This window comes from Pseudomonas sp. OA65 (assembly GCF_017498305.1).
GTDB classification, from domain to species: Bacteria; Pseudomonadota; Gammaproteobacteria; order Pseudomonadales; family Pseudomonadaceae; genus Aquipseudomonas; species Aquipseudomonas zanjanensis.
In genome coordinates this window covers 1-21,483 of the sequence record NZ_JAGDEZ010000066.1, presented here as the reverse complement: position 1 = coordinate 21,483, position 21,483 = coordinate 1, and the positions used below count along the sequence as shown (strand labels likewise).

General features: G+C 59.7%; 17 protein-coding genes and 1 pseudogene. 10 read left to right on the top strand and 8 right to left on the bottom strand.

All coding sequences use genetic code 11. From position 1 onward, the window contains the following. The first annotated feature begins 83 nt into the window (after positions 1–83). Positions 84–3,326 carry an RHS repeat-associated core domain-containing protein gene (locus tag J3361_RS28350; protein ID WP_347709647.1) on the top strand — a complete coding sequence of 1,081 codons (3,243 nt, stop codon included), beginning with the start codon at positions 84–86 and terminating at the stop codon, positions 3,324–3,326. A 288-nt stretch (positions 3,327–3,614) separates the two neighbouring features. Here J3361_RS28350 and J3361_RS28345 read toward each other — a convergent pair whose 3' ends face one another. Continuing rightward, entirely contained in the window at positions 3,615–3,890 is a 276-nt protein-coding gene (locus tag J3361_RS28345; protein ID WP_207967315.1) for a LuxR family transcriptional regulator, read from the bottom strand. A gap of 327 nt (positions 3,891–4,217) precedes the next feature. On the opposite strand from J3361_RS28345, the gene J3361_RS28340 reads away from it, so the two are divergent. The 3 genes from J3361_RS28340 to J3361_RS28330 all read left to right on the top strand — a co-directional run bounded on the left by J3361_RS28340 (position 4,218) and on the right by J3361_RS28330 (position 6,617). After that, positions 4,218–4,622 carry a MarR family transcriptional regulator gene (locus J3361_RS28340; RefSeq protein WP_072348667.1) on the top strand — a complete coding sequence of 135 codons (405 nt, stop codon included), beginning with the start codon at positions 4,218–4,220 and terminating at the stop codon, positions 4,620–4,622. A 52-nt stretch (positions 4,623–4,674) separates the two neighbouring features. After that, entirely contained in the window at positions 4,675–5,883 is a 1,209-nt protein-coding gene (locus J3361_RS28335; protein WP_207967314.1) for an MFS transporter, read from the top strand. Positions 5,884–6,065: 182 nt separating this feature from the next. After that, positions 6,066–6,617: a glutathione peroxidase gene (locus J3361_RS28330; protein WP_207967313.1), complete on the top strand. Its 552-nt coding sequence runs from the start codon at positions 6,066–6,068 to the stop codon at positions 6,615–6,617. An 88-nt stretch (positions 6,618–6,705) separates the two neighbouring features. Here J3361_RS28330 and J3361_RS28325 read toward each other — a convergent pair whose 3' ends face one another. From J3361_RS28325 to J3361_RS28315, 3 genes are all read right to left on the bottom strand, one after another. Then, on the bottom strand, positions 6,706–7,980 hold the full coding sequence (locus tag J3361_RS28325) for an outer membrane protein transport protein (RefSeq protein WP_207967312.1): 1,275 nt from the start codon (positions 7,978–7,980) through the stop codon (positions 6,706–6,708). 143 nt (positions 7,981–8,123) lie between these two features. Continuing rightward, entirely contained in the window at positions 8,124–8,606 is a 483-nt protein-coding gene (locus tag J3361_RS28320; RefSeq protein WP_207967311.1) for a hypothetical protein, read from the bottom strand. A 278-nt stretch (positions 8,607–8,884) separates the two neighbouring features. Next, complete coding sequence (locus J3361_RS28315) at positions 8,885–9,109, bottom strand: hypothetical protein (RefSeq protein ID WP_008051046.1); 225 nt, start codon at positions 9,107–9,109, stop codon at positions 8,885–8,887. 1,094 nt (positions 9,110–10,203) lie between these two features. Between J3361_RS28315 and J3361_RS28310 the strand changes: the two genes are divergently transcribed. Both J3361_RS28310 and rmuC read left to right on the top strand, forming a co-directional pair. Next, positions 10,204–10,527: a sel1 repeat family protein gene (locus J3361_RS28310; protein WP_207967310.1), complete on the top strand. Its 324-nt coding sequence runs from the start codon at positions 10,204–10,206 to the stop codon at positions 10,525–10,527. A 188-nt stretch (positions 10,528–10,715) separates the two neighbouring features. Further along, complete coding sequence (rmuC, locus tag J3361_RS28305; RefSeq protein WP_243459059.1) at positions 10,716–12,122, top strand: DNA recombination protein RmuC; 1,407 nt, start codon at positions 10,716–10,718, stop codon at positions 12,120–12,122. A gap of 159 nt (positions 12,123–12,281) precedes the next feature. Here the strand turns inward: rmuC and J3361_RS28300 are convergent, their stop codons facing one another. Further along, positions 12,282–15,752 (bottom strand): PAS domain-containing hybrid sensor histidine kinase/response regulator, encoded by a 3,471-nt coding sequence (locus J3361_RS28300; RefSeq protein ID WP_207967308.1) that lies wholly within the window; start codon positions 15,750–15,752, stop codon positions 12,282–12,284. 250 nt (positions 15,753–16,002) lie between these two features. Beyond that, positions 16,003–16,119 (bottom strand): annotated as a pseudogene (locus J3361_RS29625) (TetR family transcriptional regulator); the annotation flags it as partial. On the opposite strand from J3361_RS29625, the gene J3361_RS29760 reads away from it, so the two are divergent. From J3361_RS29760 to J3361_RS28285, 4 genes are all read left to right on the top strand, one after another. Then, positions 16,073–16,198 (top strand): hypothetical protein, encoded by a 126-nt coding sequence (locus J3361_RS29760; protein ID WP_279382102.1) that lies wholly within the window; start codon positions 16,073–16,075, stop codon positions 16,196–16,198. The pseudogene J3361_RS29625 and the gene J3361_RS29760 sit on opposite strands and share 47 nt — an antisense overlap. A gap of 34 nt (positions 16,199–16,232) precedes the next feature. Continuing rightward, positions 16,233–16,544, top strand: a complete 312-nt coding sequence (locus J3361_RS28295) for a cupin (RefSeq protein ID WP_207967307.1) — start codon at positions 16,233–16,235, stop codon at positions 16,542–16,544. 103 nt (positions 16,545–16,647) lie between these two features. Continuing rightward, positions 16,648–17,796, top strand: coding sequence for a TDT family transporter (locus J3361_RS28290; RefSeq protein WP_207967306.1), 1,149 nt, complete (start codon positions 16,648–16,650; stop codon positions 17,794–17,796). Between the two features lie 81 nt (positions 17,797–17,877). Next, positions 17,878–19,752 carry an MFS transporter gene (locus J3361_RS28285; protein ID WP_207967305.1) on the top strand — a complete coding sequence of 625 codons (1,875 nt, stop codon included), beginning with the start codon at positions 17,878–17,880 and terminating at the stop codon, positions 19,750–19,752. A 215-nt stretch (positions 19,753–19,967) separates the two neighbouring features. On the opposite strand, the gene sugE is transcribed toward J3361_RS28285, so the two are convergent. Continuing rightward, complete coding sequence (sugE, locus tag J3361_RS28280) at positions 19,968–20,282, bottom strand: quaternary ammonium compound efflux SMR transporter SugE (RefSeq protein WP_003204587.1); 315 nt, start codon at positions 20,280–20,282, stop codon at positions 19,968–19,970. A gap of 117 nt (positions 20,283–20,399) precedes the next feature. Then, positions 20,400–21,365, bottom strand: coding sequence for a bile acid:sodium symporter family protein (locus J3361_RS28275; RefSeq protein ID WP_207967304.1), 966 nt, complete (start codon positions 21,363–21,365; stop codon positions 20,400–20,402). Positions 21,366–21,483: the final 118 nt, after the last annotated feature.

The window sequence follows — 21,483 nt, the reverse complement described above, 5'->3', positions numbered from 1 at the left end:
CCCTGGCCAATGGCGTCATCGAAACCAGCACGTGGTATCCCGCTGCGGGCGGCGATGGCTGTCCGGCCGACCCGGAGGGGTTCGTGCGCAGCCTGAAGGAGCAGATCGTCAACCCCGCCCAGCCGGCCGATGGCCAGGCCCCGACGCTGTGTACCCGTTATCGCTATAAAGGTTTGCCGGAACTGGGGGACTGCCTGCCGGAGGATTGCCCGCCGGAAGATTTGCCTCTGAAGCAATGGCTCACGGTAGAAAGCGAGACCCTGATGCTACTTGGGACCACTGAAACCGAACTGGAACGCACGCTCTTCGAACATATCGACGACCGGACCGATGCGTTCCTGCACGGGCGCGTTTCGAGCCAGACGGTGACGATGAATGGGAAGGCCACCCGCACCGATTATGCGTACAGCACGCTCGACAGCCCGGTGTTCAAGGAAAGCGTGCTGCAGACGGTTGAAACCCTGACCGGTTTCGACCACGAACAGGATGGGCGAAATGTACAAAAAGTCGTCACGTTGTGGCATTCGATGCTCAATGGCGAGCCGCTGCTCAATCGCGATGACAATAACGTAGAAATCCATTACGAGTATGACGCGCTACGGCGAGTGACTCGTGAAACCGTCGCGCCCGGTACTGCTTATGCTGCACACCGCAGCTATAAGTATTTTCTTTGTGCTGTTGCCGGGCAACAGGCCGAACAACGGATGTTTGATGTTAAACAGGTTGAAACCTGTACGAAGTTCGACGGACTCAACCGGGCGATCTATGAAGAGCGGGACGACGCGGATAACCCCAGCCGAGCCAGCACGCCACGCCAGATCTATGCTGCGGATTACGACGTGTTCGGTAATTTGATCGCAGAGTCGGAGCACGATTGGTTGGGTGAGGATGTACGGGTTCTTACAACGGAATACGAGTACGACGACTGGGGCACGCAATACTGTGTCACCGGCCCGGACGGTGTGAAGGCGTTCGAGCAGACTGACCCGATCGGTACGTCCGAGTCCCAGGGGCCGATCCAGCGTAGCTGGCGCGAAGGTTCATTACCTGCGCCGAAAGTCAGCGGAGTCACCGAGACCTGGCTCAATCTGTTCGAAAAGCCGACCCGTATCGAAAGGTTCGATTTGGCCGAACAGCCCGTCAGTTTGCAACGCAATTTTTATGACGGGCTTGGTCGGACTGTGAAAGAGATTGTCGGATTCCCAGTGTTTGAGCGCGAGACGCTCTATGGTTACGACGCTTTCGACCGGATGACCGAAAATACCTTGCCCGACACCGCTGTGGTTCGGCGTCGCTACGCCGAGCACAGTCGCGAGGACCTGCCCACTTTGATCAGCGTCAACGATAGGGAGCTTGGCACCCAACTGTTCGATGGTCTTGACCGCATGATCAGCTCAACTACGGGCGGTCGCGAGCAGGTGTTCACCTATGAGCCCGGGCAAACACAACCCCATACGGTGACCACCCCCAGCGGTAAAGTCATCGAGTATGAATATCAGCCGGAGTTGGGCGCCGAACCGCTACGGCGGAGCCTGGCGGGGAATATCTCGGCCGATTACGAGTACGACCGGGAGAACGCACGCCTGACCAGTTGCCAGGAACAAGGCTTGCAACTCATCCGTGATTACTACAGCACCGGGGAACCAAAAAGCGAGCGGCGAGTCGTGGGGGGCAATGAATACTCCATGCATTACCGTTACAGCCGGCTTGGTCGCTTGTGTGCCTACACGGATGTTTTAGAGCAGGAGCAGAATTATGCATATGACGCTCAAGGACGCCTGGAACAGACGCAACTGGGCACTACCGTCTCGACGTTCACCTACGACTCGTTGGGTCAGACGGCAAGTATCCATACGCACGATAGTCACAGTGGACAGAGCGTAGGCATTACGTTGGAGTACGACGAGTTCGGTCGCGAAACCTTGCGCACCTTCGACCTCGACGGCGTTGAGCAGCAACTGAGCCAGGTCTACAACGATGTCGATGGTTTGGAGGCGCGGACCTTGAGTCAGGGCGGCGCCGTGCTGCGTGACGAATCCTATCGCTATGACTTGCGTGGACGTCTGACAAACTACACGTGTAACGGTACTCAGCCGCCCATTGATCCGTACAACAAGCCCATCACCGGTCAGGTGTTTAAATTCGACGAGTTGGACAATATCGAATTAGTGTTGACGTCCTTTGCCGGTGGCACAAACAGGGCGATTTATATCTACGACTCCCCCCTCGATCCGACGCAGTTGCGTCGCGTCACTAATACTCATGCGGATTATCCCACCAGCATAGAGCTCGAATACAACCCGGATGGCCACCTTATCCGCGACGAAGAAAACCGTACGCTCGAATACGACCCCCTCGGTCGGTTGATTTCTGTCAGCGGCCTGTCGGGTGAGTCCCCTTCCGGCTACAGCTACGATCCGTTGGACACGCTGACCGGCCTGGACGATGGGAGCGGGCAAGAGCAGCGCTTTTACCAGGACGGTGAATTGTCGAGCCAAATCAAAGGCGCCAATAGCAGCACTTTCATCCGCGCAGAAGGTGTCGTGCTCGCCGAGCACCAGGAAGGTGCCGACCCAAAGTCGTTATTGTTGGCCGGTGATAACAAGAACAGCGTGCTGTGGGAGGTCAATCAGGAGGCAACCCAAGAGGTTGTTTATGCGCCGTATGGTCATCGCGTGGATGAGGCGTCGGTCAGGGGCCACCTGGGTTACAACGGCGAACGGCGGGAAACGCAAACCGGGTGGTATTTATTAGGGAAGGGGTATCGGGCGTTCAATCCGGTGTTGATGAGGTTTCATAGTCCGGACAGTTGGAGTCCGTTTGGGGAGGGGGGGGTGAATGCGTATGCTTACTGTCAGGGGGATCCGGGTAAGGTTGATCCGAGCGGGCATGCGGGAATAGGTTTCTTGATTTTCGGAGTGATAGCGACCGGGACTGGTATTGCAGCCGCTTTCACAGAAGGCGAAACGCGGATAGCGTTGTCGGTGGTTGCTGCGATTGCGGGGGTCGCTGCATTGGTGAGTTTAGTGCCGTCTAATGCGAATTCCCCTAACGGAAATGCTTATCGTTGGGGCGCGCCAAGTACTGCTGGATGGAACGGAACCTCCCCATCCAGGAGGGTAGCAGCAGGAGGCGCTCGGCCGACTTTCGATTCGCGTCCAGCTCCCAGTCGCAACGCCCCGTCCGCGCGGTCTCAAACTTTGGGCATAGGCGACCGTTCATCATTACAGGTCCCACCACGGGCGCGTGTGTCTGAAAGTCATACTGCGCCTCCACAAAAAATGAAGATGACCGCGGAAACGGCCTGGAACCTTAGGCAGCAATGAGCATTGGTATGGCTATAGGTGTTGATTAAAAAACCGGGAGCGGATCCATGTGCATGAATCCTGCTCCTTGTTTTTTGGGTAATAAACGGATGGATTGTTCTAGGGGGCTGTTTAAGTGATCTTTGACGAGGGCGTTGCACATCGGCCTATCTAAGGTGCCCCTGAGACGCTCGCGCATCGCCATAGGCGTCGTGCCGAAAGTGGTTGCGGTGGTTGAGTGTAGGACCCGGCTTAGCAAGCCTCGGAGCGTCAGATACATCCCAACCACCGAGACACCATCTGAGCCGCTCAGATCAATCCGCGTTCCCGCGCGATTTTCCCTGCAAGATGACGCGAACTGACCCCGAATTTTCGGCGGATATTATTGAAATGATAATTGACGTTGGCTTCGCTGCAATCGACGATCATGGAAATCTCCCAGGAAGATTTACCGGCTTCGCTCCACTGCAGGAATTCCTTTTCCCGTTTGGTGAGTCGAATCGCTTGGGGTTGGATGCTCTCCGTGGAGGGGTAATGGTCTTGATATGGCGACGAACGTCCAGAAATCGCGGTGCTGTGGTACATGACTGAAACTCCCATTCATCATCAATGATGGCGTGGGGGTGGCGGAATCTTCCTACTTCTAGATGGCATGGTTCGCACGACCCGTCTTCAGGCCCTGAGGCAGGGCTGGAGGCACGGTTTCGTTTATAGCTTGATTCAAAACCCCTGAAACCTGTCAGACATTACAGGTGGTCGCGCTGGATGATGAATGGCTGCATAGGCTGTCAGGCTTCAGTGGTTGATAGCCTTTGATTTTTATATGAATTGGATGATTCATTGTGGCGAGGGGATTTTGTGTTTCCCCTTTTTAAATTTGCATTCCGCCAACCACGGGTATATACACGCACCATGCTTCCTTCCCAATGCTTGTGCATCAACCTGCGTCGTGCCGCCCGTGGCGTCAGCAGGTATTACGACGGCGCCCTTGATGGCTTCGGGATCAACGTTGCCCAGTATTCTTTACTGAACAACCTGGCGCGCCTGGACCAGCCGAGTATTTCTTCCCTGGCCGAGGCCATGGGCCTGGACCGCAGCACCCTGGGGCGCAACCTGCGGGTGCTGGAAGGCGAGGGGCTGGTGGCGCTGGCCGAAGGGGATGACTTGCGTAACCGCATCGTCGTGCTCACGGACGCCGGGCACGCCCGGTTGGCGGCGGCGTTGCCGGCCTGGGAAGCGGCGCAACAGAAACTGATCGATAAGCTGGGCGCGGAAAAGCGCGCGACCTTGCTGGCCTTGCTGGATGAACTGGCGTGAAGCCGGTTCGTCCGATGATAAGTGGGTATATACCCGCGACCGGAGAATAAGAATGACATCGATGTGGCGTACCTGTGGTTGGGTCCTGGTGGGCAGCGCGCTGATCCTGGCGTTGTCCTTGGGCGTGCGCCATGGCTTCGGCCTGTTCCTGGCGCCCATGAGTGCCGAGTTCGGCTGGGGCCGTGAGGTGTTCGCCTTCGCCATTGCCTTGCAGAACCTGATCTGGGGCTTGGCGCAGCCGTTCACCGGCGCGTTGGCCGACCGCTTCGGTGCGGCAAAGGTAGTGCTGATCGGCGGTATTCTTTATGCCGTCGGCCTGGTGTTCATGGGCATGGCCGACTCGCCATGGTCGTTGTCATTGAGCGCGGGGCTGTTGATTGGTATTGGCCTGTCGGGCACGTCATTCTCGGTGATTCTGGGTGTGGTCGGACGGGCCGTGCCGCCGGAAAAACGCAGCATGGGCATGGGCATTGCCAGCGCCGCCGGTTCCTTCGGCCAGTTCGCCATGCTGCCCGGTACGCTGGGACTGATCGGTTGGCTCGGTTGGTCGGCGGCGCTGTTGACGTTGGGGCTGTTGGTGGCATTGATCGTGCCGTTGGTGAGCATGCTCAAGGATGCGCCATTGCCGGTGGTCGGCCATGAACAAACCCTGGGGGAAGCCTTGCGCGAGGCGTGCAGCCACTCTGGGTTCTGGCTGCTGGCGGTGGGCTTTTTTGTCTGCGGTTTCCAGGTGGTGTTCATTGGTGTGCATCTGCCGGCCTACCTTGTGGACCAACACCTGCCGGCCAGCGTCGGCACTACCGTGCTGGCCCTGGTGGGGTTGTTCAATATTTTCGGTACTTACACCGCCGGCTGGCTGGGCGGGCGCATGTCCAAGCCACGCCTGTTGACCGGGTTGTATCTGGCGCGGGCGGTGGTGATCGGTTTGTTCCTCTGGCTGCCAGTGACGACCACCACGGCGTACCTGTTCGGCATGGCGATGGGCTTTCTGTGGCTTTCGACGGTGCCGTTGACCAATGGCACGGTAGCGACGCTGTTTGGTGTCCGAAATCTCTCGATGCTGGGTGGGATCGTGTTCCTGTTCCACCAGTTGGGCTCGTTCCTCGGTGGCTGGCTGGGCGGGGTGGTGTACGACCGTACCGGCAGCTACGACTTGATCTGGCAGGTGTCGATCCTGCTCAGCCTGTTGGCGGCGGCGTTGAACTGGCCAGTGCGTGAACGTCCGGTGGCGCGCCTGCAAGCCCAGGTCGGTGCGGCATGAGTCGCGTCGGCCCGTGGTTGATCGCTGTCGGTGCCGGCCTGCTGCTGGCGTTTGCCTGGTGGGGTTGGCACCAAGGTGGGTTGGCCTTGATGCAACTGGGCATGGGCACGTGCTGAACAAATGGACGGCATCGGACGCTGCGAGTAACGTCGTGGTCTGACATGCTTCTAAGGAAAACCGACATGTTGATGCGCTGGTTTGCTGTTCCCGCCCTGTTGCTGGCTATGACCGGGCACGTCTGGGCCGCCGATTGCCCGCCGTTGCTGGAGGGTTCGTTGCCCAAGCTGCGGGCCAAGGAAACGATCGACTTATGCCAACGCTTCGCCGGCAAGCCCCTAGTGGTGGTCAACACCGCCAGCTTCTGTGGGTTCGCCCCGCAATTCAAAGGCCTCGAGGCGCTCAACCAGCGCTACAAGGACCAAGACCTGCAAGTGCTGGGGGTGCCGTCCAATGACTTCAAGCAGGAAGCCAAGGATGGGGCTGAAACCGCCAAGGTCTGCTACGTCAATTACGGCGTGACCTTTACCATGACCGAGCCGCAGCCGGTGCGGGGTGCCGATGCGATACCGCTGTTCAAGCATCTGGCTGAACAATCCGTCGCGCCGAAGTGGAATTTCTACAAGTACGTGGTGGACCGCCAGGGTAAAGTCGTTGGCAGTTTTTCCAGTCGGATCAAGCCTGACGATCCGGACTTCATCAAGGCGGTAGAAACCGCCATCGCCTCCAAGCCCTGATCGCCTGCCATGAAAAAGCCCCGCCTCTTTGCAGAGAGCGGGGCTTTTTCGCTTCAGGTGGCGAAAGGTTCAGGCTCGCCGTGAAACATCAGAAGCGGTAGGTTGCACCGACACCAAAACCGTTGGCGCTGTTTTCGTATTTGGCGTTATAGGACTGGCCGAGGGCGTTGTCGCCGCTGACGTTGACTTTTTCTTCCTTGAGGTAGGAATAAGCGACGTCGATGGTCAGGTCTTCGGTCGGGCTCCAGCCGGCGCCCAGGCTGAAGATGGTCCGGTCGCCGGTAGGGATGCGTGGCGAGCGGTCCTGGTTGTTGGTCGGCGACTGGTCGAAGGTCAGGCCGGTACGCAGTACCCACTGTTTGTTCAGCTGGTAGGAGGTACCGATGGCGTAGGCCCAGGTGTCGTGCCAGTTTTGTTCTTCGGTGATGGTGCCGAGAGCCGGGTTCAGTAAGCCGCCGCCAGTGCTGGTGCCTTCGTTTTCCACCGTGATTTCTTTCAAGCGGCTCCAGCGAGTCCAGGTGCTACCGGCGTAGACGGTCCAGGCATCATTGATTTGCTGGGTCACCGAAAAATCCACCGACTCAGGCGTGGTGATGTCCAACGAAGCGTCGTAGCGACCGTCGGTAAGCAGGAAGCCAGGTGTACCGGCACCCGGGCTCACTTCAGTGTGGCCTTCAAGCTTGTACTTGACCTTGGAGTGGTAGGTCAGGCCAACACGGGTGGTGTCGGTTGCCTGGACCAGCACGCCAATGTTGTAGCCGTAGCCGATGTCGTCACCCTTGATCTCCACGCCGGCTTCAGGCAGGCCTGGTACGCCGAGCTGCGATTCCAGGGCGCCGGAAATACGGTTGATGGTCGGGCCGAAACCGATCGATACCTTGTCATTGAAGGCATAGCTGACGGTGGGCTGGAACGTGACGACTTTCACTTCGCTCTTGCTGCCGAAACTCCGGCCCTGGAAGCCGTTTTCATAATCGGTGATCAAGCCAAACGGTGCGTATACACCCAGGCCGAACGCCCATTGATCGTCGATAGGCTTGACGTAATAACCCATCGGGACGCCAGTGAGCGGAACCATGTCGCCTTTGTTGGTACCGGACTGGGTGCCGCTGGCATCGTCGATATCGGTGGAGGCGTCAATGGCGGCGAAGCCACCGGTGACTTGCTGGCGCTTGAGGCGCGACATGCCGGCCGGGTTGCCGAACACGGTGCTGGCGTCATCGGCAGCGGAAGAACGACCTGCGAAACCAGTGCCCATGCCACTGATGCTTTGTTCGTTCAAGGCAAAGCCACTGGCGAAAAGTTGCGTGGATGCCAAGGTAACGGCAAGGCCAAGTGTGGTTTTGAGCATCATTTTTTTCATTGTTAGAACTCCTGGTGATCACCGGGGCGAAAATTACCAACATTTTCGTTCAAGCGCTATAGCCTGGATAGCTTGATTTAGAGCGGTTTTGTAGGACAATCCGACCAATTCGCGACCGTTGTAGGAACTTTCAAAATTTCCCGTCAGCAAGCGACCTGATTCAGCGGTGAAACACAGCTTCGCCAAGCGCAGGTGAAATCTCGCAGGCGCCCTTGGGGATGAAAGGTCTGGCGCCAGATACGGGCCATGCCCAGCAGGTCATCGGCGTCGGGAAGCGCGGTGTTCTGTTCCTCCACCAACAGCCAGGCGATGGCGGTGGCGTAGCGCAGGTTGACGGTCAATTCCAGGTGCGGGCCACTGAGAAAGGCATGCTGGCTGGCCAGGCCGCGGACCAGGCTGGCCCGTTCCGGATCTCGTGCCAGGTAATCGTCCCAGAGTGCCTGGTGTCGGGTCTCGGTAATGCGATACAGGCCATGCCCGCGTCGGTCGTGCAGGGCTGAGCCCAGGGCCGACTGGCTGGCGGCAATGCCCAGTAGCAAGGATTCCGCGGTGGCGCTGTGACACTCAAGGTAAAGCAGCGTCGGGCGGATCACATATCGACACAGTTCGTTGGCAGCGATACCCATAAAACCCTCGAAATGAGAGATGGGCAGAGCCTGGAAGGGTGTGGGCTTGGCAGCAGTGGATCGGTCCAGGCTCCGCCGGAAGCGGATCATGCCGCTTGACTTGAAGTGTAGTGTCATATTCCCGCTGTAAAGGGCTGTTTTTAAAACATCTTCGGCCAACGGTTATAACCGTTATATCCCTTGGTGCTTACGGCGTTTCGTTTTATCGAGAAATACGAGGCAATAAAAAGCCCCGCTTTTTGGGCGGGGCCTTTGGGGTTTTCAGCCTTTCTGGCGTCTCAGGCAACCAGTGCCTGGCGAGTACGCTCGATCACGGCCTGCAGCGGTTCGGCGCTGGAGTACTGGTCGGGGTACAGGCGTTCGCTGTGACGGGCGATGCCGTGTTCGTTGACCAGCGTGAAGCTGAAGCAGCCTTTGCGAGCGGCCATGATCAGGCAGTTCATTGGAGCAAAAGCGTTGGTTAGGGTGCGGATGGCATCCTGTGTCTGGATTTGAGTAGACATGTTATGGGTGTTCCTACAAATGACACGGTTAAGAACCGTGCAACGTTAAAACGTTCCAGTAACATCGACCACCATTGGTCGAACGAAGAACCCGACTGGAACAAAGCAGCCAGTTTGAGCGCTATATAAAGTGCGCGCTTGGGCTGGCAGGTAGGTACTTAGGAGGGCAGGCAACACATCGAGGGCAAAGGTTCTGGGCCCGGGGTGAAGATCCTGATCAATTTTGCAGGTTGGTTCGGTCAGAGTAATGAGCCTGGCAACACCCTTCGCATTCGATCAAAGGCTGTGTTGACGCAAGGGTTACCTGGAAACCATCGAGGGGGTCGGTCTCCTTTTTTCGGTGAGGCGTCCTTTGAAGGATGGCTGACCGCGGAGATGTGTTCGACCCGGAATTGACTTTCAGCTTGGTACTAACGCCGCGGATACTAACGGATCGATCCCATGAAGGGAAGAGGGATGGTTAAAAAATATTCAAATAGCCCTGGCAGCAAGTCGGGCATGGCCTGTGGCGAGGGAGCTTGCTCCCGCTGGGCTGCGCAGCAGCCCCAAAAGAAAGGGCCGCTGCTCGCTGGAGCGCCAGCCCGGCCCAGCGGGAGCAAGCTCCCTCGCCACGTGTTGGTTTTCAACCCGATCCAAGGACGAAGGAGTAGCACAGGATCCCAACGACTGCTGGTGTGGTCAGGTTACCCATGCGTCGCGCATGGCGAGAGGTTATCCCCAGCTTCATACCGCCAGATGCGCCAAAAAATCGCAGCGTTATAACCCGTTCAGCTGTTACTTGTGCACACTTGCTGTGCCCCTTGTCACCGTTCTGTCATGTCGAAACAATCCGGGGTGGGTGCCTGTATCCAAAATTTAAGTCAATGAAAAACATCGCTTTTTTTTACTGGTGAAAAAATCGACAGTTTGAGCGCAGGCCCCGTTCCACAGGGCTTTGCGCGAGTTAAGGGTCGGTTGTCCACTGAGTTATCCACAGCTTCTGTGGATTGTCCCAAGCGCTTGCTCTAGCACGGGCGTGCCGGATTTTTTTCGGCTTTACCCCTACGAAAAAAGGAGTAGAGTGGCGCGCCCTCCGATCTGTCCCACAGTGTTTTATGAAGTTTCGCACAGTATCAAATCCTGTTACCTCAACACCTCCTCGTGTTACCCCACCCAAGCGCATTTCGATGCGGGTGGCTGAGTGGCTGCTCGATAACCCGCGGCTGGGGGACAGCCCCAGCGTCAAGCACTTGGCCGGTCGTTTGCTCAAGCAACCGGCCCGTGAAGGCGTGGTGGCTGCACAAAGTCGCCTCGGCCAGTTGATGTGCCGTGAATGCGGCAACGCTCGGGATCGACGCATCGGCCACGACCTGCTGCGCCAGGCCGCCCGGGCCGGCGATGATCGTGCCCGCCGGGCCCTCGGTGAAATCGAAGACTGAAATCGCAGACTGAGCTGGGCAACCCCCAGCCGCTTGGTTAACCTTCGGGCTTTATTTGATCGGCAGGAATTGTCATGGCTATGGATTTGACCAGCCTGTTGTTTGGCCTGGCAGGCGCTGCGGTGCCATTGCTGGCCTTGGCCTGGCACCTGCAACGCCAGGCCAGCGCCGCGCAGACCGAGCGGGCCCTGATGGAAGAGCGTCTGGCTACTGCCCACATGGCCCACGATGGCCTCAACGCCCAGCTCGATGCCTGCCGCGACGAGATCAGCGACCTGAGCCAGGCCAACGCCGCCAAGCAAGCCGAGCTTGCCGCAGCCTGCCGTGAAGTCGATTTGCTGCAGATCGAGCGCGACAATGCCCGGGATGCCGCCCACGCCTGGAACCTCGAACGCGCCAACAAGGAAGCCGAGCTGCGCCGGCTCGATGCCCAGGCGGCGTCGTTGCAGGCCGAACTGCGTGAGCAGCAGGAGAGCCACCAGCAACGCCTGGATGATTTGCAAGGTTCGCGAGACGAGCTGCGGGCGCAGTTCGCCGAGCTTGCCGGGAAGATCTTCGACGAACGTGAGCAGCGCTTCGCCGAAACCAGCCAGCAACGCCTGGGCCAGTTGCTCGATCCGCTGAAGGAGCGCATCCAGTCCTTCGAAAAACGCGTTGAAGAAAGTTATCAGGCCGAAGCCCGGGAGCGTTTTTCCCTGGGCAAGGAACTGGAGCGCCTGCAACAACTGAACCTGCGCCTGAGCGACGAGGCCACCAATCTCACTCGGGCACTCAAGGGCCAGAAGACCCAAGGCAACTGGGGCGAATTGATCCTGGAGCGGGTGCTTGAACATGCCGGCCTGGAGAAGGGCCGCGAGTATCAGACCCAGGTCAGCCTCAAGGGCCCGGACGGCGAGCGTTTCCAGCCGGACGTGTTGATTTACCTGCCCGGCGACAAGCAAGTGGTGGTCGACTCCAAGGTCAGCCTCACGGCCTACCAGCAGTACGTGGCTGCTGAAGATGACGCCATCGGCCAACTGGCCCTCAAGCAACATGTGCTGTCGTTGCGAACGCACGTCAAAGGCTTGGCCGGCAAGGACTACAAGCGCCTGGACGGTTTGCACAGCCTGGATTTCGTGTTGCTGTTCGTGCCGATCGAAGCAGCGTTTTCCGCCGCCCTGCAAGCCGAGCCGAACCTGTTTCAGGAAGCCTTCGATCGCAACATCGTGATTGTCAGCCCGACCACATTGTTGGCGACCCTACGGGTGATCGACAGCTTGTGGAAGCAGGAACGCCAGAGCCAGAACGCCCGGGAAATCGCCGAGCGGGCCGGGTGGCTGTATGACAAATTCGTCCTGTTTATCCAGGACCTGGACGAGATCGGCAGTCGTTTGCAGCAGTTGGACAAAGCCTACGGCGCGGCGCGCAACAAGCTGACAGAAGGGCGCGGCAACCTGATCAGCCGCAGCGAACAGCTCAAGCTGCTCGGCGCCCGGGCCAGCAAGAGCTTGCCCAGCGAATTGCTCGAACGGGCGATGACCGGCGTGGACGGGCTGCCGGAGTTGCCGGAAGAAGCCAGCGAGAAAACCCAGGCTGAAACACAAACCCAAGGCTGAAACACAAACCCAAGGCTGAAGCACAAACCTGTGGCAAGGATATCTTGTGGGAGCAAGGCTTGCCCGCGATGGCGGTCTCAAGGATGCCATCGCGGGCAAGCCTTGCTCCCACAAAATGTCCCCCAAGATGTCCTTGCACAAGGGCATCATTTCCCCGAACTACAACGGCAAATGCCGACTCAACAGCGCCCGCAACGCCGCCGGCTTTACCGGCTTGGCCAGGTAATCCAAACCCGCCGCATGCACCAGGGCCACCGTCTCGGGCCGGCCATCGGCGCTGATCACCACCCCAGGCACCGGTTCCCCCATGCGCGTGCGCAACCAGGCCATCAGCTCGGTGCCGGTCTCGCCGTCGTCCAAATGAAAGTCCACCAACGCCAGTTGCGGTCGGCCGCCCTGGGCCAGCCAACGCTCGCATTCCTCGCGGTTGCGTGCCGTCCATACCTGGCAACCCCAGCGTGTCAGCAAGCTGTTCATGCCGATCAGGATGCTGTCTTCGTTATCGACGCACAGCACCAGGGCGCCGCTTGGCAAGTGACCGTTGGGTTCGGCGGCGGCGCTCGGTGCGACGACTTGCGTCTGGGCCAAGGGAACGCTGACGCTGAACACGCTGCCGCGCCCCGGCCAGGAGCGCACCTGCAGGCTGTGGCCCAGCACGCGACAAAGTCCGTCGGCGATCGCCAGGCCCAGGCCGAGGCCTTTTTCGGCGCGGGTCTGGTGGCTGTCCAGGCGCTTGAACTCTTCGAAAATGACCTGCAGCTTGTCCTCGGCGATGCCCGGCCCACGATCCCAGACTTCCAGGCACAACTCGCCTTTGCGCCGGCGCACGCCCAGCAGCACCGGGCCCTTGGCGTAGCGGAAAGCGTTGGTCAGGAAGTTCTGCAGAACACGTCGCAGCAGCTTGATATCGCTGTCCACGCGCAGGGATGAGCCGCGCACCCGGAATTTCAAGCCTTGCTCCTGGGCCAGCGCCGTGAACTCTGCGCCGAGGGTACCGAACAGCTCGTTGAGGGCGAAGGGCTTGCGGTCGGGGTTGATCTTGCCGTTTTCCAGGCGGGAAATGTCCAGCAGGTCGGTGATCAGGTCTTCAGCCGAGCGCAGTGAACTGTCCAGGTGGTGCACCAGTTGCCGGGCTTCGCTCGGCAAACCGTCGTGCTGATGGGACAGCGCGGCGGAGAACAAGCGCGCGGCATTGAGCGGTTGCATCAGGTCGTGGCTGACCGCGGCCAGGAATCGGGTCTTGGACTGATAAGCCGCTTCGGCGGTGCTCTTGGCTTCGGTCAGGGCCAGGTTCAGTTGGGACAATTCCCGCGTGCGCTCGGCCACCCGTTGCTCCAGCCCCTCGTTGGCTTCCGTCAATGCCTGGGCAGCCTCACGGAAGGCGGTGATGTCGGTGAAGCTCATGACGAAACCGCCACCGGGCATCGGGTTGCCGATCAGTTCGATGACCCGGCCGTTGGGGAACAGTCGCTCTGAGGTATGGGCGCGGCCCTGGCGCATCCAGTGCAGGCGCCTGGCGACGTGGACTTCCGCCTCGCCCGGCCCACAGAGGCCGCGTTCGGCGTTGTAGCGGATGATGTCGGCGATGGGCCGGCCGACGCTGATCAAGCCGTCCGGGTAGTTGAACAGCTCCAGGTAGCGCCGGTTCCATGCCACCAGCCTGAGAGACTGGTCGACCACGCTGATGCCCTGGCTGATGTTCTCGATGGCACCTTGCAGCAGGGCGCGGTTGAATTGCAGCACCTCCGACGCTTCGTCCGCGATCCGGACCACGTCTTCAAGCTGCATTTCCCGACCTTCAATGGCGGCTTTTACCACAGCGCGTGTCGAAGAGGCGCCGAGTACACCGGCCAGCAGGCGTTCGGTGTGGGCGATCCATTCGCTGTCGGCGTTCTGGTTCGGGTTGAAGCCTTTGCCTTGGCGGTAGGCAAAGCGAATGAAACTCTGCCGCGCCCGTTCTTCGCCGACGAAACGCGCGGCCAGTTGCAACAGGTCTTCGATGTGCACTGCCAGCATCGAGCGCGGGTTGGGGCGGGCGCTGATTTCCTGACCGATGAAGCGCCCGGCCTGCCAGTGTTCCGAGACGCGTGTGCGCGACAGTACGGACACCCAGGCAAACAGCGTGAAGTTGCCGGCCAGGGACAGGACCACCCCTTGGGTCAGCGGGGTAATCGGCAGGTTCAGCGGATTGCCGTGCAACCAGGCCAGGCCCGGGAAGCTGCTGAGTGACCAGCCCAGGCTGTGGGCGGCAATCGGCAGTACCAAGGTGTAGAACCACAGGAAAATCCCTGTGGCGAGGCCGGCGAACACACCGCGGCGGTTGGCCTGTTTCCAGTACAGCGCGCCGAGCATGGCCGGGGCCAGTTGGGTCACCGCGGCGAAGGCGATCTGGCCGATGGTCGCCAGGCTCGCCGTCGAACCCAGCAGGCGGTAACTGACGTAGGCCAGCAACAGGATCACCACGATGCTCACTCGGCGCACCGAGAGCATCCACTGGCGGAACACCTCGAAAGGGCGTTCGGCGGCGTTGCGGCGCAGCAACCACGGCAACAACATGTCGTTGGAAACCATGGTTGACAGGGCCACGCTGGCGACGATCACCATGCCGGTGGCCGCCGATGCACCGCCGATGAACGCCAGCACGGCCAGGGCCGGGTGGGCCTGGGCCAGCGGCAGGCTGATGACGAACGAGTCCGGCAGCACCGAGCTGGGCAGCATCATTTGCCCGGCGAGGGCGATGGGCACCACGAACAGCGCGGCCAGGGCCAGGTAGGCGGGGAACACCCACTTGGCCAGGCGCAAGTCCTGGGGCTCGATGTTTTCCACCACGGTCACGTGGAACTGCCGCGGCAAGCAGATGATCGCCATCATCGCCACCCCGGTCTGCACCACCATGGATGGCCAGTTGATGGTTTCTTTCCAATATTGCTCCAGGCGTGGGGCGAGCATCGCCTGGTTGAACAGGTCGTCGAAGCCGTCGTATAGGCCGTAGGTCACGAACGCACCGACCGCCAGGAAGGCGAACAGCTTGACCAGGGATTCGAAGGCAATCGCCAGCACCATGCCACGGTGGTGTTCGGTGGCGTCGAGGTTGCGGGTACCGAACACGATGGTGAACAGCGCCAGGATCAGCGAGACGATCAGCGCGGTGTCCTGGGCGCGGGTGCCCATGGCATCGGCGCCGGCGCCGATCAACAGGTTCACCCCGAGCACGATGCCTTTGAGCTGCAAGGCGATGTACGGCAGCACACCGACCAGGCAGATCAACGCGACCACCACCGCCAGGGATTGGGATTTGCCATAGCGGGCGGCGATGAAGTCAGCGATGGAGGTGATGTTCTCCTGCTTGCTGATCATCACCATTTTCTGCAGGACCCACGGTGCCAACACGAGCAGCAGGATCGGTCCGAGGTAGATCGGCAGGAATGACCAGAGCTGTTCGGCGGCCTGGCCCACGGCGCCAAAGAACGTCCAGCTGGTGCAATAGACCGCCAGCGACAGGCTGTAGACCCAGGCCCGCACCCGTGGTGGCAGCGGTGTGCTGCGCCGGTCGCCGTAGAAGGCGATGGCGAACATGATGGCCATATAGGCCAGGGCGACAACGGCGATCAGCCCGCTGGACAACGACATGAAAACTCCCCGACAAAGACACCGGGGCTTGAGCCCGGCAGGACAGTCTCGCATGCCCGCTCGGGTTCGTCAGTGTCGACCAAGGTCGAGGCGTGGTGGGGTGTCGCAGGTGGGGGAGTACTCGGGTTATTGGGGGTTCTTTCGGGCCTCTTCGCGAGCAGGCTCGCTCCCACATTGGATCTGTGGTGGATACAAATCTTGTGTCCACTGGAGAACCCATGTGGGAGCGAGCCTGCTCGCGATGGCGCCGTCACTGACCCAACGCATTCTCCACCAAGCGATACAACTCCCCAGCCTCCAACGGTGCGGTGGCAAAGAGTATGCGGAACACCGTCGGCGCCACCACCACATTGATCAGCCGCTCGACTGCGTCAGTCGGTGAAACCAGTCAGCGATGGCGTTCGGCCTTGAAACCCGGCATGCAGGTGCCGCTGGCGGTAGGTTAGTCTTGGCACCTCAATCTTCTTACGGACGGATCCCTTGAAAATCATTCGCAGCAAATCCTTTACCGGTGACCGTGCCTGGGCGGCGCTGGATATCGCCAACATGAATGGCATCACCACGCGTCTGCACTGGACCGACCAGCCGTACAAATGGCACATCAACGACGGCCAGGAAGTCTTCGTGGTGCTCGATGGGCAGGTGCAGATGTGCTATCGGGAAGAGGGTGTCGAAAAGGCGACCCTGCTGGAAGTCGGGGACATTTTTTACGCCTCGGTGGGCACCGAACATGTCGCCAAACCCTTGGGCGAAGCGAGAATCCTGGTGATCGAGACCGAGGGCAGTGTCTGAGGCTTATCTGTAAAATAGATCACCTATAGAGAAATTACCCGTTATATAGATATTCGATGCAGCTCTAGCATGGCTCTACCTCATCCGAGGACAGGAGTTCGCCATGACATGCTGCGCTGCAAAAAACCGCTATCGCCCACTGAGGCATTTGCCCAGGCCGCTGGAAGCCATTCGCCAATTCACACCTAACTGGTTCGCCGTGACCATGGGCACCGGTGTGCTGGCGCTGGCCTTGGCGCAATGGCCGACACAGATGCCCGGCCTGCGCGCGTTAGGCGAAGGATTGTGGTTGTTCAATACGCTGTTGTTCGTGGTGTTCGCCCTTATGTACACGGCCCGTTGGGTGCTGTTTTACGACGAAGCGCGGCGGATTTTCGGCCATTCCACGGTCTCGATGTTTTTCGGCACCATTCCCATGGGGCTGGCGACCATCATCAATGGCTTTCTGGTCTTTGGCTTGCCGCGCTGGGGGAAGGGCGTGGTGCCGGTGGCTGAAGCGTTATGGTGGATCGACGTGGCGATGTCGCTGGCCTGTGGCGTACTGATCCCGTTCTTGATGTTTACCCGCCAGGAACACCGGATCGACCAGATGACTGCCGTGTGGTTGCTGCCCGTGGTGGCCGCCGAAGTCGCCGCGGCCAGCGGCGGGCTGTTGGCGCCGCACCTGGCCGACGCTCATGCACAACTGGTCATGCTGGTGACCAGCTACGTGCTCTGGGCCTTTTCCCTGCCGGTGGCGTTCAGCATCCTGACGATTCTGCTGTTGCGCATGGCTTTGCATAAGCTGCCTCACGAAAACATGGCCGCCTCGAGCTGGCTGGCCCTCGGCCCGATCGGCACGGGTGCCCTGGGCATGTTGCTGCTAGGCAATGATGCCCCGCTGATTTTTGCCGCCAATGGCCTGCCCGGCATGGGTGAGATCGCCGCCGGCTTGGGCCTGGTGGCAGGCATCACGTTATGGGGCCTGGGATTGTGGTGGATGTTGATGGCGCTGCTGATTACTGCGCGCTATCTGCGCGAAGGCATTCCGTTCAACCTTGGCTGGTGGGGCTTTACCTTTCCCTTGGGCGTGTACGCGCTGACGACACTGAAGCTGTCGGAGCTGCTGGGCCTGGGTTTCTTCGGCGTGTTCGGTGCCGTACTGGTGGCCATGCTGGTGGTGCTGTGGCTGATCGTAGGACGGCGTACGGTCCAGGGCGCCTGGCACGGCGAGCTGTTTGTGTCGCCTTGCATTGCAGGGCTGGCGAAATAATCGCTAAAGACAGGTAATGTGTGGCCTGGATCGAAAAACGTTCATTCCAATAAGTGTCCACGCCACTCAGGAACATGGAAGATGAGTCACCCTTCGCAGTTCACCTTGCTTCGCACGCGGCGTTTCCTGCCGTTCTTCATCACGCAGTCCTTGGGCGCGTTCAACGACAACATTTTCAAGCAGTCGCTGATCCTCGCCATCCTTTACAAATTGACCATCGAAGGCGACCGCTCGATCTGGGTCAACCTCTGCGCGCTGCTGTTTATCCTGCCGTTCTTTCTGTTCTCGGCACTGGCGGGGCAGTTTGGGGAAAAATTCGCCAAGGACGCGCTGATTCGTCTGATCAAGCTTGGCGAAATCGTGATCATGGCGGTGGGGGCGGTGGGTTTCCTGTTCGATCACTTGTGGCTGATGCTGCTGGCGCTGTTCGCCATGGGCACGCATTCGGCATTGTTCGGCCCGGTGAAGTACTCGATCCTGCCCCAGGCCTTGCACGAGGAAGAGTTGGTCGGCGGCAACGGCTTGGTGGAGATGGGGACCTTCCTGGCGATCCTGGCCGGCACCATCGGCGCCGGGATCATGATGTCCTCGGCGCAATACGCACCCGTGGTGTCCACCGCGATCATCGGCGTTGCCGTGCTCGGCTACTTGGCCAGCCGCAGCATTCCGCGCGCAGCGGCGGCCTCGCCGCAAATGCGTTTGAACTGGAACATCTTCAGCCAATCCTGGGCCACCCTGAAACTGGGGTTGGGGCAAACCCCGGCGGTGTCCCGGTCGATTGTCGGCAATTCCTGGTTCTGGTTCGTCGGGGCGATTTACCTGACGCAGATTCCCGCTTATGCCAAGGAATGGATGCACGGCGACGAGACCGTGGTGACCTTGATCCTGACGGTGTTCTCGGTGGGGATCGCGCTGGGTTCGATGCTCTGCGAAAAGCTGTCCGGGCGCAAAGTCGAGATTGGCCTGGTGCCGTTCGGCTCGTTCGGATTGACCGTGTTTGGCCTGCTGTTGTGGTGGCATTCCGGCGGAATTCCCGCCAGTGTCGAGGGCCACGGTTGGCTTGAAGTGCTCGGTTTCGGCCATGCCTGGCTGGTGTTGATCGACATCCTTGGCCTGGGTGTCTTCGGTGGTTTCTACATCGTGCCGCTGTACGCATTGATCCAATCGCGCACCGTGGAGAACGAGCGGGCGCGGGTGATTGCTGCCAACAATATTCTCAACGCGTTGTTCATGGTGGTCTCGGCCATTGTCTCCATTGTGTTGTTGAGCCTGGCCAAGCTGTCGATCCCACAGCTGTTCCTGGTGGTGTCGTTGCTCAACATCGGCGTCAACGCCTACATCTTCAAGATCGTCCCTGAGTTCAGCATGCGTTTCATGATCTGGTTGCTGAGCCATTCCATGTACCGCGTGGAGCATCGCAACCTGGAGGCGATACCGGATGAGGGGGCTGCGCTGTTGGTCTGCAACCACGTTTCCTTCGTCGATGCCTTACTGATTGGCGGCGCGGTGCGTCGGCCGATTCGCTTCGTGATGTACTACAAGATCTACAACCTGCCGGTGCTGAATTTCATCTTCCGCACTGCCGGGACGATTCCGATTGCCGGGCGCCAGGAAGACATTCAGATCTACGAAAAAGCCTTCAAGCGAATCGCCCAATACCTGAAGGACGGCGAGCTGGTGTGCATTTTCCCTGAAGGAAAATTGACCGGTGACGGTGAGATCAATGAGTTCAAGAGTGGACTGACGCGCATCCTCCAGGAAACCCCGGTGCCGGTGATCCCCCTGGCGTTGCAGGGCTTGTGGGGCAGTTTCTTCAGTCGCGACCCGGCCAAGGGGCTGTTTCGCCGGTTCTGGTCGCGGGTGACGCTGGTGGCGGGTTCGGCGGTCGCGGTGGAAGTGGCTGAGCCGGCGAAATTGCAGGCGTTGGTGGGGGAGTTGCGCGGTACTGTCCGCTAAAACGAAAAAAACTGTATGAACAAGGAGCTGTATGGACAAGGAACTGTATGAAGGAACTGTATGAACAAGGAGCTGTGGGAGCAAGGCTTGCCCGCGATGACGGTCTCAAGGATGTCATCGCGAGCAAGCTTTGCTCCCACAGGTTTTGCTCCTACACGTTCCTTTGTTCCTACAAGTTCCTTTGTGCCTAGAAGGTCTGCTTCTACAGGGAGGGCTCAGGCGCTGACCTTGAGCCCGATCAACCCAGCAACGATCAACGCCACGCTGGCCAACCGAACCAGCGCCATCGACTCACCAAACAAAATGATCCCGGCGATCACCGTGCCTACGGCACCGACCCCGGTCCAGATCGCATAGGCGGTCCCCAGCGGCAGTTCCTTCATGGCGAGGCCGAGCAGGCCGAGGCTGATCGCCATGGCGGCGATGGTCAGGGCGGTGGGGAGCGGGCGGCTGAAACCGTCGGTGTATTTCAGGCCGACAGCCCAGCCGACTTCGAACAGGCCGGCAAAAAACAGAATGATCCAGGACATCACACACCTCATCGATGGATGGGGTCGTCCCCGGATAATGACGCGATGGCGTTGCGGGGTCGTCCCCGCATTGGGCACAAGGATGCCCAATGCTGACTGTTCGATCAAGTCGCTCGGTCAATCCGCCGTTTGACGGGCAAGCGCTTCACGGTCCTGTTTTTCGCTCATGCGCCGGAAATACGTCGAGAGCAGGGCTCCGGAAATATTGTGCCAGACGCTGAACAGTGCACTGGGCACCGCCGCCAGTGGCGAAAAATGTGCGCTCGCCAACGCCGCGCCGAGGCCGGAGTTCTGCATGCCGACTTCCAGTGACAGGGTTTTGCGCTGGGCCAGCGGCAAGCCAAACAAACGCCCGGTGAAATACCCCAGCAGATAACCGAAGCTGTTATGCAGCATCACAATGGCCATGATCAGCAGGCCGGATTCGGCGATCTTCGCCTGACTGGCCGCCACCACTGCCGCCACAATGATCACGATGCTCACCACCGAAATCAGCGGCAGCACATCTATGGCATGACGAACCCGGGCACCCAACAGGCGTTGGGCAACGATGCCCAGCGCGATCGGCACCAGCACGATTTGCAGGATCGACCAGAACAGCGCCGAGAACGACACCGGCAACCAGGCCGAGGCCAGCAGCCAGATCAGCGCTGGGGTCAGCAGCGGGGCAAGCAGGGTGGTGATGGCGGAAATCGCCACGGCCAGGGCCAAATCACCGCGAGCCAGCCAGGTCATGACGTTGGACGATGTGCCGCTCGGGCAGCAACCCACCAGGATGACGCCGACGGCGATCTCCGGCGGTAGACTGAACATTTGGCAAAGCAACCACGCCGTACCGGGCATGATCACGAATTGGGCAACCACCCCCAGGGCTACGCGTCCCGGATGGCGGGCGACTTCGGCAAAGTCTTCCAGCTTGAGTGCCAGGCCCATGCCGAACATCACCAGGCCCAGTAGCGGCACGATGGCGACCTTCAGGCCAACGAACCATTGCGGTTGCAGGAAAGCCAGTACCGCGAAAAACAGTACCCAGTAAGCGAAGGTATTGCCGACGAAGCGACTCAATGCAGCCAATGCGCGCATGACCTGATCCTTATTATTAAGAACACCACAAATATAAAATGTGGGAGCGGGCTTGCTCGCGAAGGCGGTGTGTCAGACAGCATAGGGTTGCTGACACACCGCCTTCGCGAGCAAGCCC

Excerpts from the sequence above, each read along its gene's own strand:
- J3361_RS28345 (WP_207967315.1), bottom strand. The coding sequence starts at position 3,890 with ATGTACCACAGCACCGCGATTTCTGGACGTTCGTCGCCATATCAAGAC.
- J3361_RS28340 (WP_072348667.1), top strand. The coding sequence starts at position 4,218 with ATGCTTCCTTCCCAATGCTTGTGCATCAACCTGCGTCGTGCCGCCCGT.
- J3361_RS28335 (WP_207967314.1), top strand. The coding sequence starts at position 4,675 with ATGACATCGATGTGGCGTACCTGTGGTTGGGTCCTGGTGGGCAGCGCG.
- J3361_RS28330 (WP_207967313.1), top strand. The coding sequence starts at position 6,066 with ATGTTGATGCGCTGGTTTGCTGTTCCCGCCCTGTTGCTGGCTATGACC.
- J3361_RS28325 (WP_207967312.1), bottom strand. The coding sequence starts at position 7,980 with ATGAAAAAAATGATGCTCAAAACCACACTTGGCCTTGCCGTTACCTTG.
- J3361_RS28320 (WP_207967311.1), bottom strand. The coding sequence starts at position 8,606 with ATGGGTATCGCTGCCAACGAACTGTGTCGATATGTGATCCGCCCGACG.
- J3361_RS28315 (WP_008051046.1), bottom strand. The coding sequence starts at position 9,109 with ATGTCTACTCAAATCCAGACACAGGATGCCATCCGCACCCTAACCAAC.
- J3361_RS28310 (WP_207967310.1), top strand. The coding sequence starts at position 10,204 with ATGAAGTTTCGCACAGTATCAAATCCTGTTACCTCAACACCTCCTCGT.
- J3361_RS28300 (WP_207967308.1), bottom strand. The coding sequence starts at position 15,752 with ATGTCGTTGTCCAGCGGGCTGATCGCCGTTGTCGCCCTGGCCTATATG.
- J3361_RS29760 (WP_279382102.1), top strand. The coding sequence starts at position 16,073 with ATGCGGAACACCGTCGGCGCCACCACCACATTGATCAGCCGCTCGACT.
- J3361_RS28290 (WP_207967306.1), top strand. The coding sequence starts at position 16,648 with ATGACATGCTGCGCTGCAAAAAACCGCTATCGCCCACTGAGGCATTTG.
- J3361_RS28285 (WP_207967305.1), top strand. The coding sequence starts at position 17,878 with ATGAGTCACCCTTCGCAGTTCACCTTGCTTCGCACGCGGCGTTTCCTG.
- sugE (WP_003204587.1), bottom strand. The coding sequence starts at position 20,282 with ATGTCCTGGATCATTCTGTTTTTTGCCGGCCTGTTCGAAGTCGGCTGG.
- J3361_RS28275 (WP_207967304.1), bottom strand. The coding sequence starts at position 21,365 with ATGCGCGCATTGGCTGCATTGAGTCGCTTCGTCGGCAATACCTTCGCT.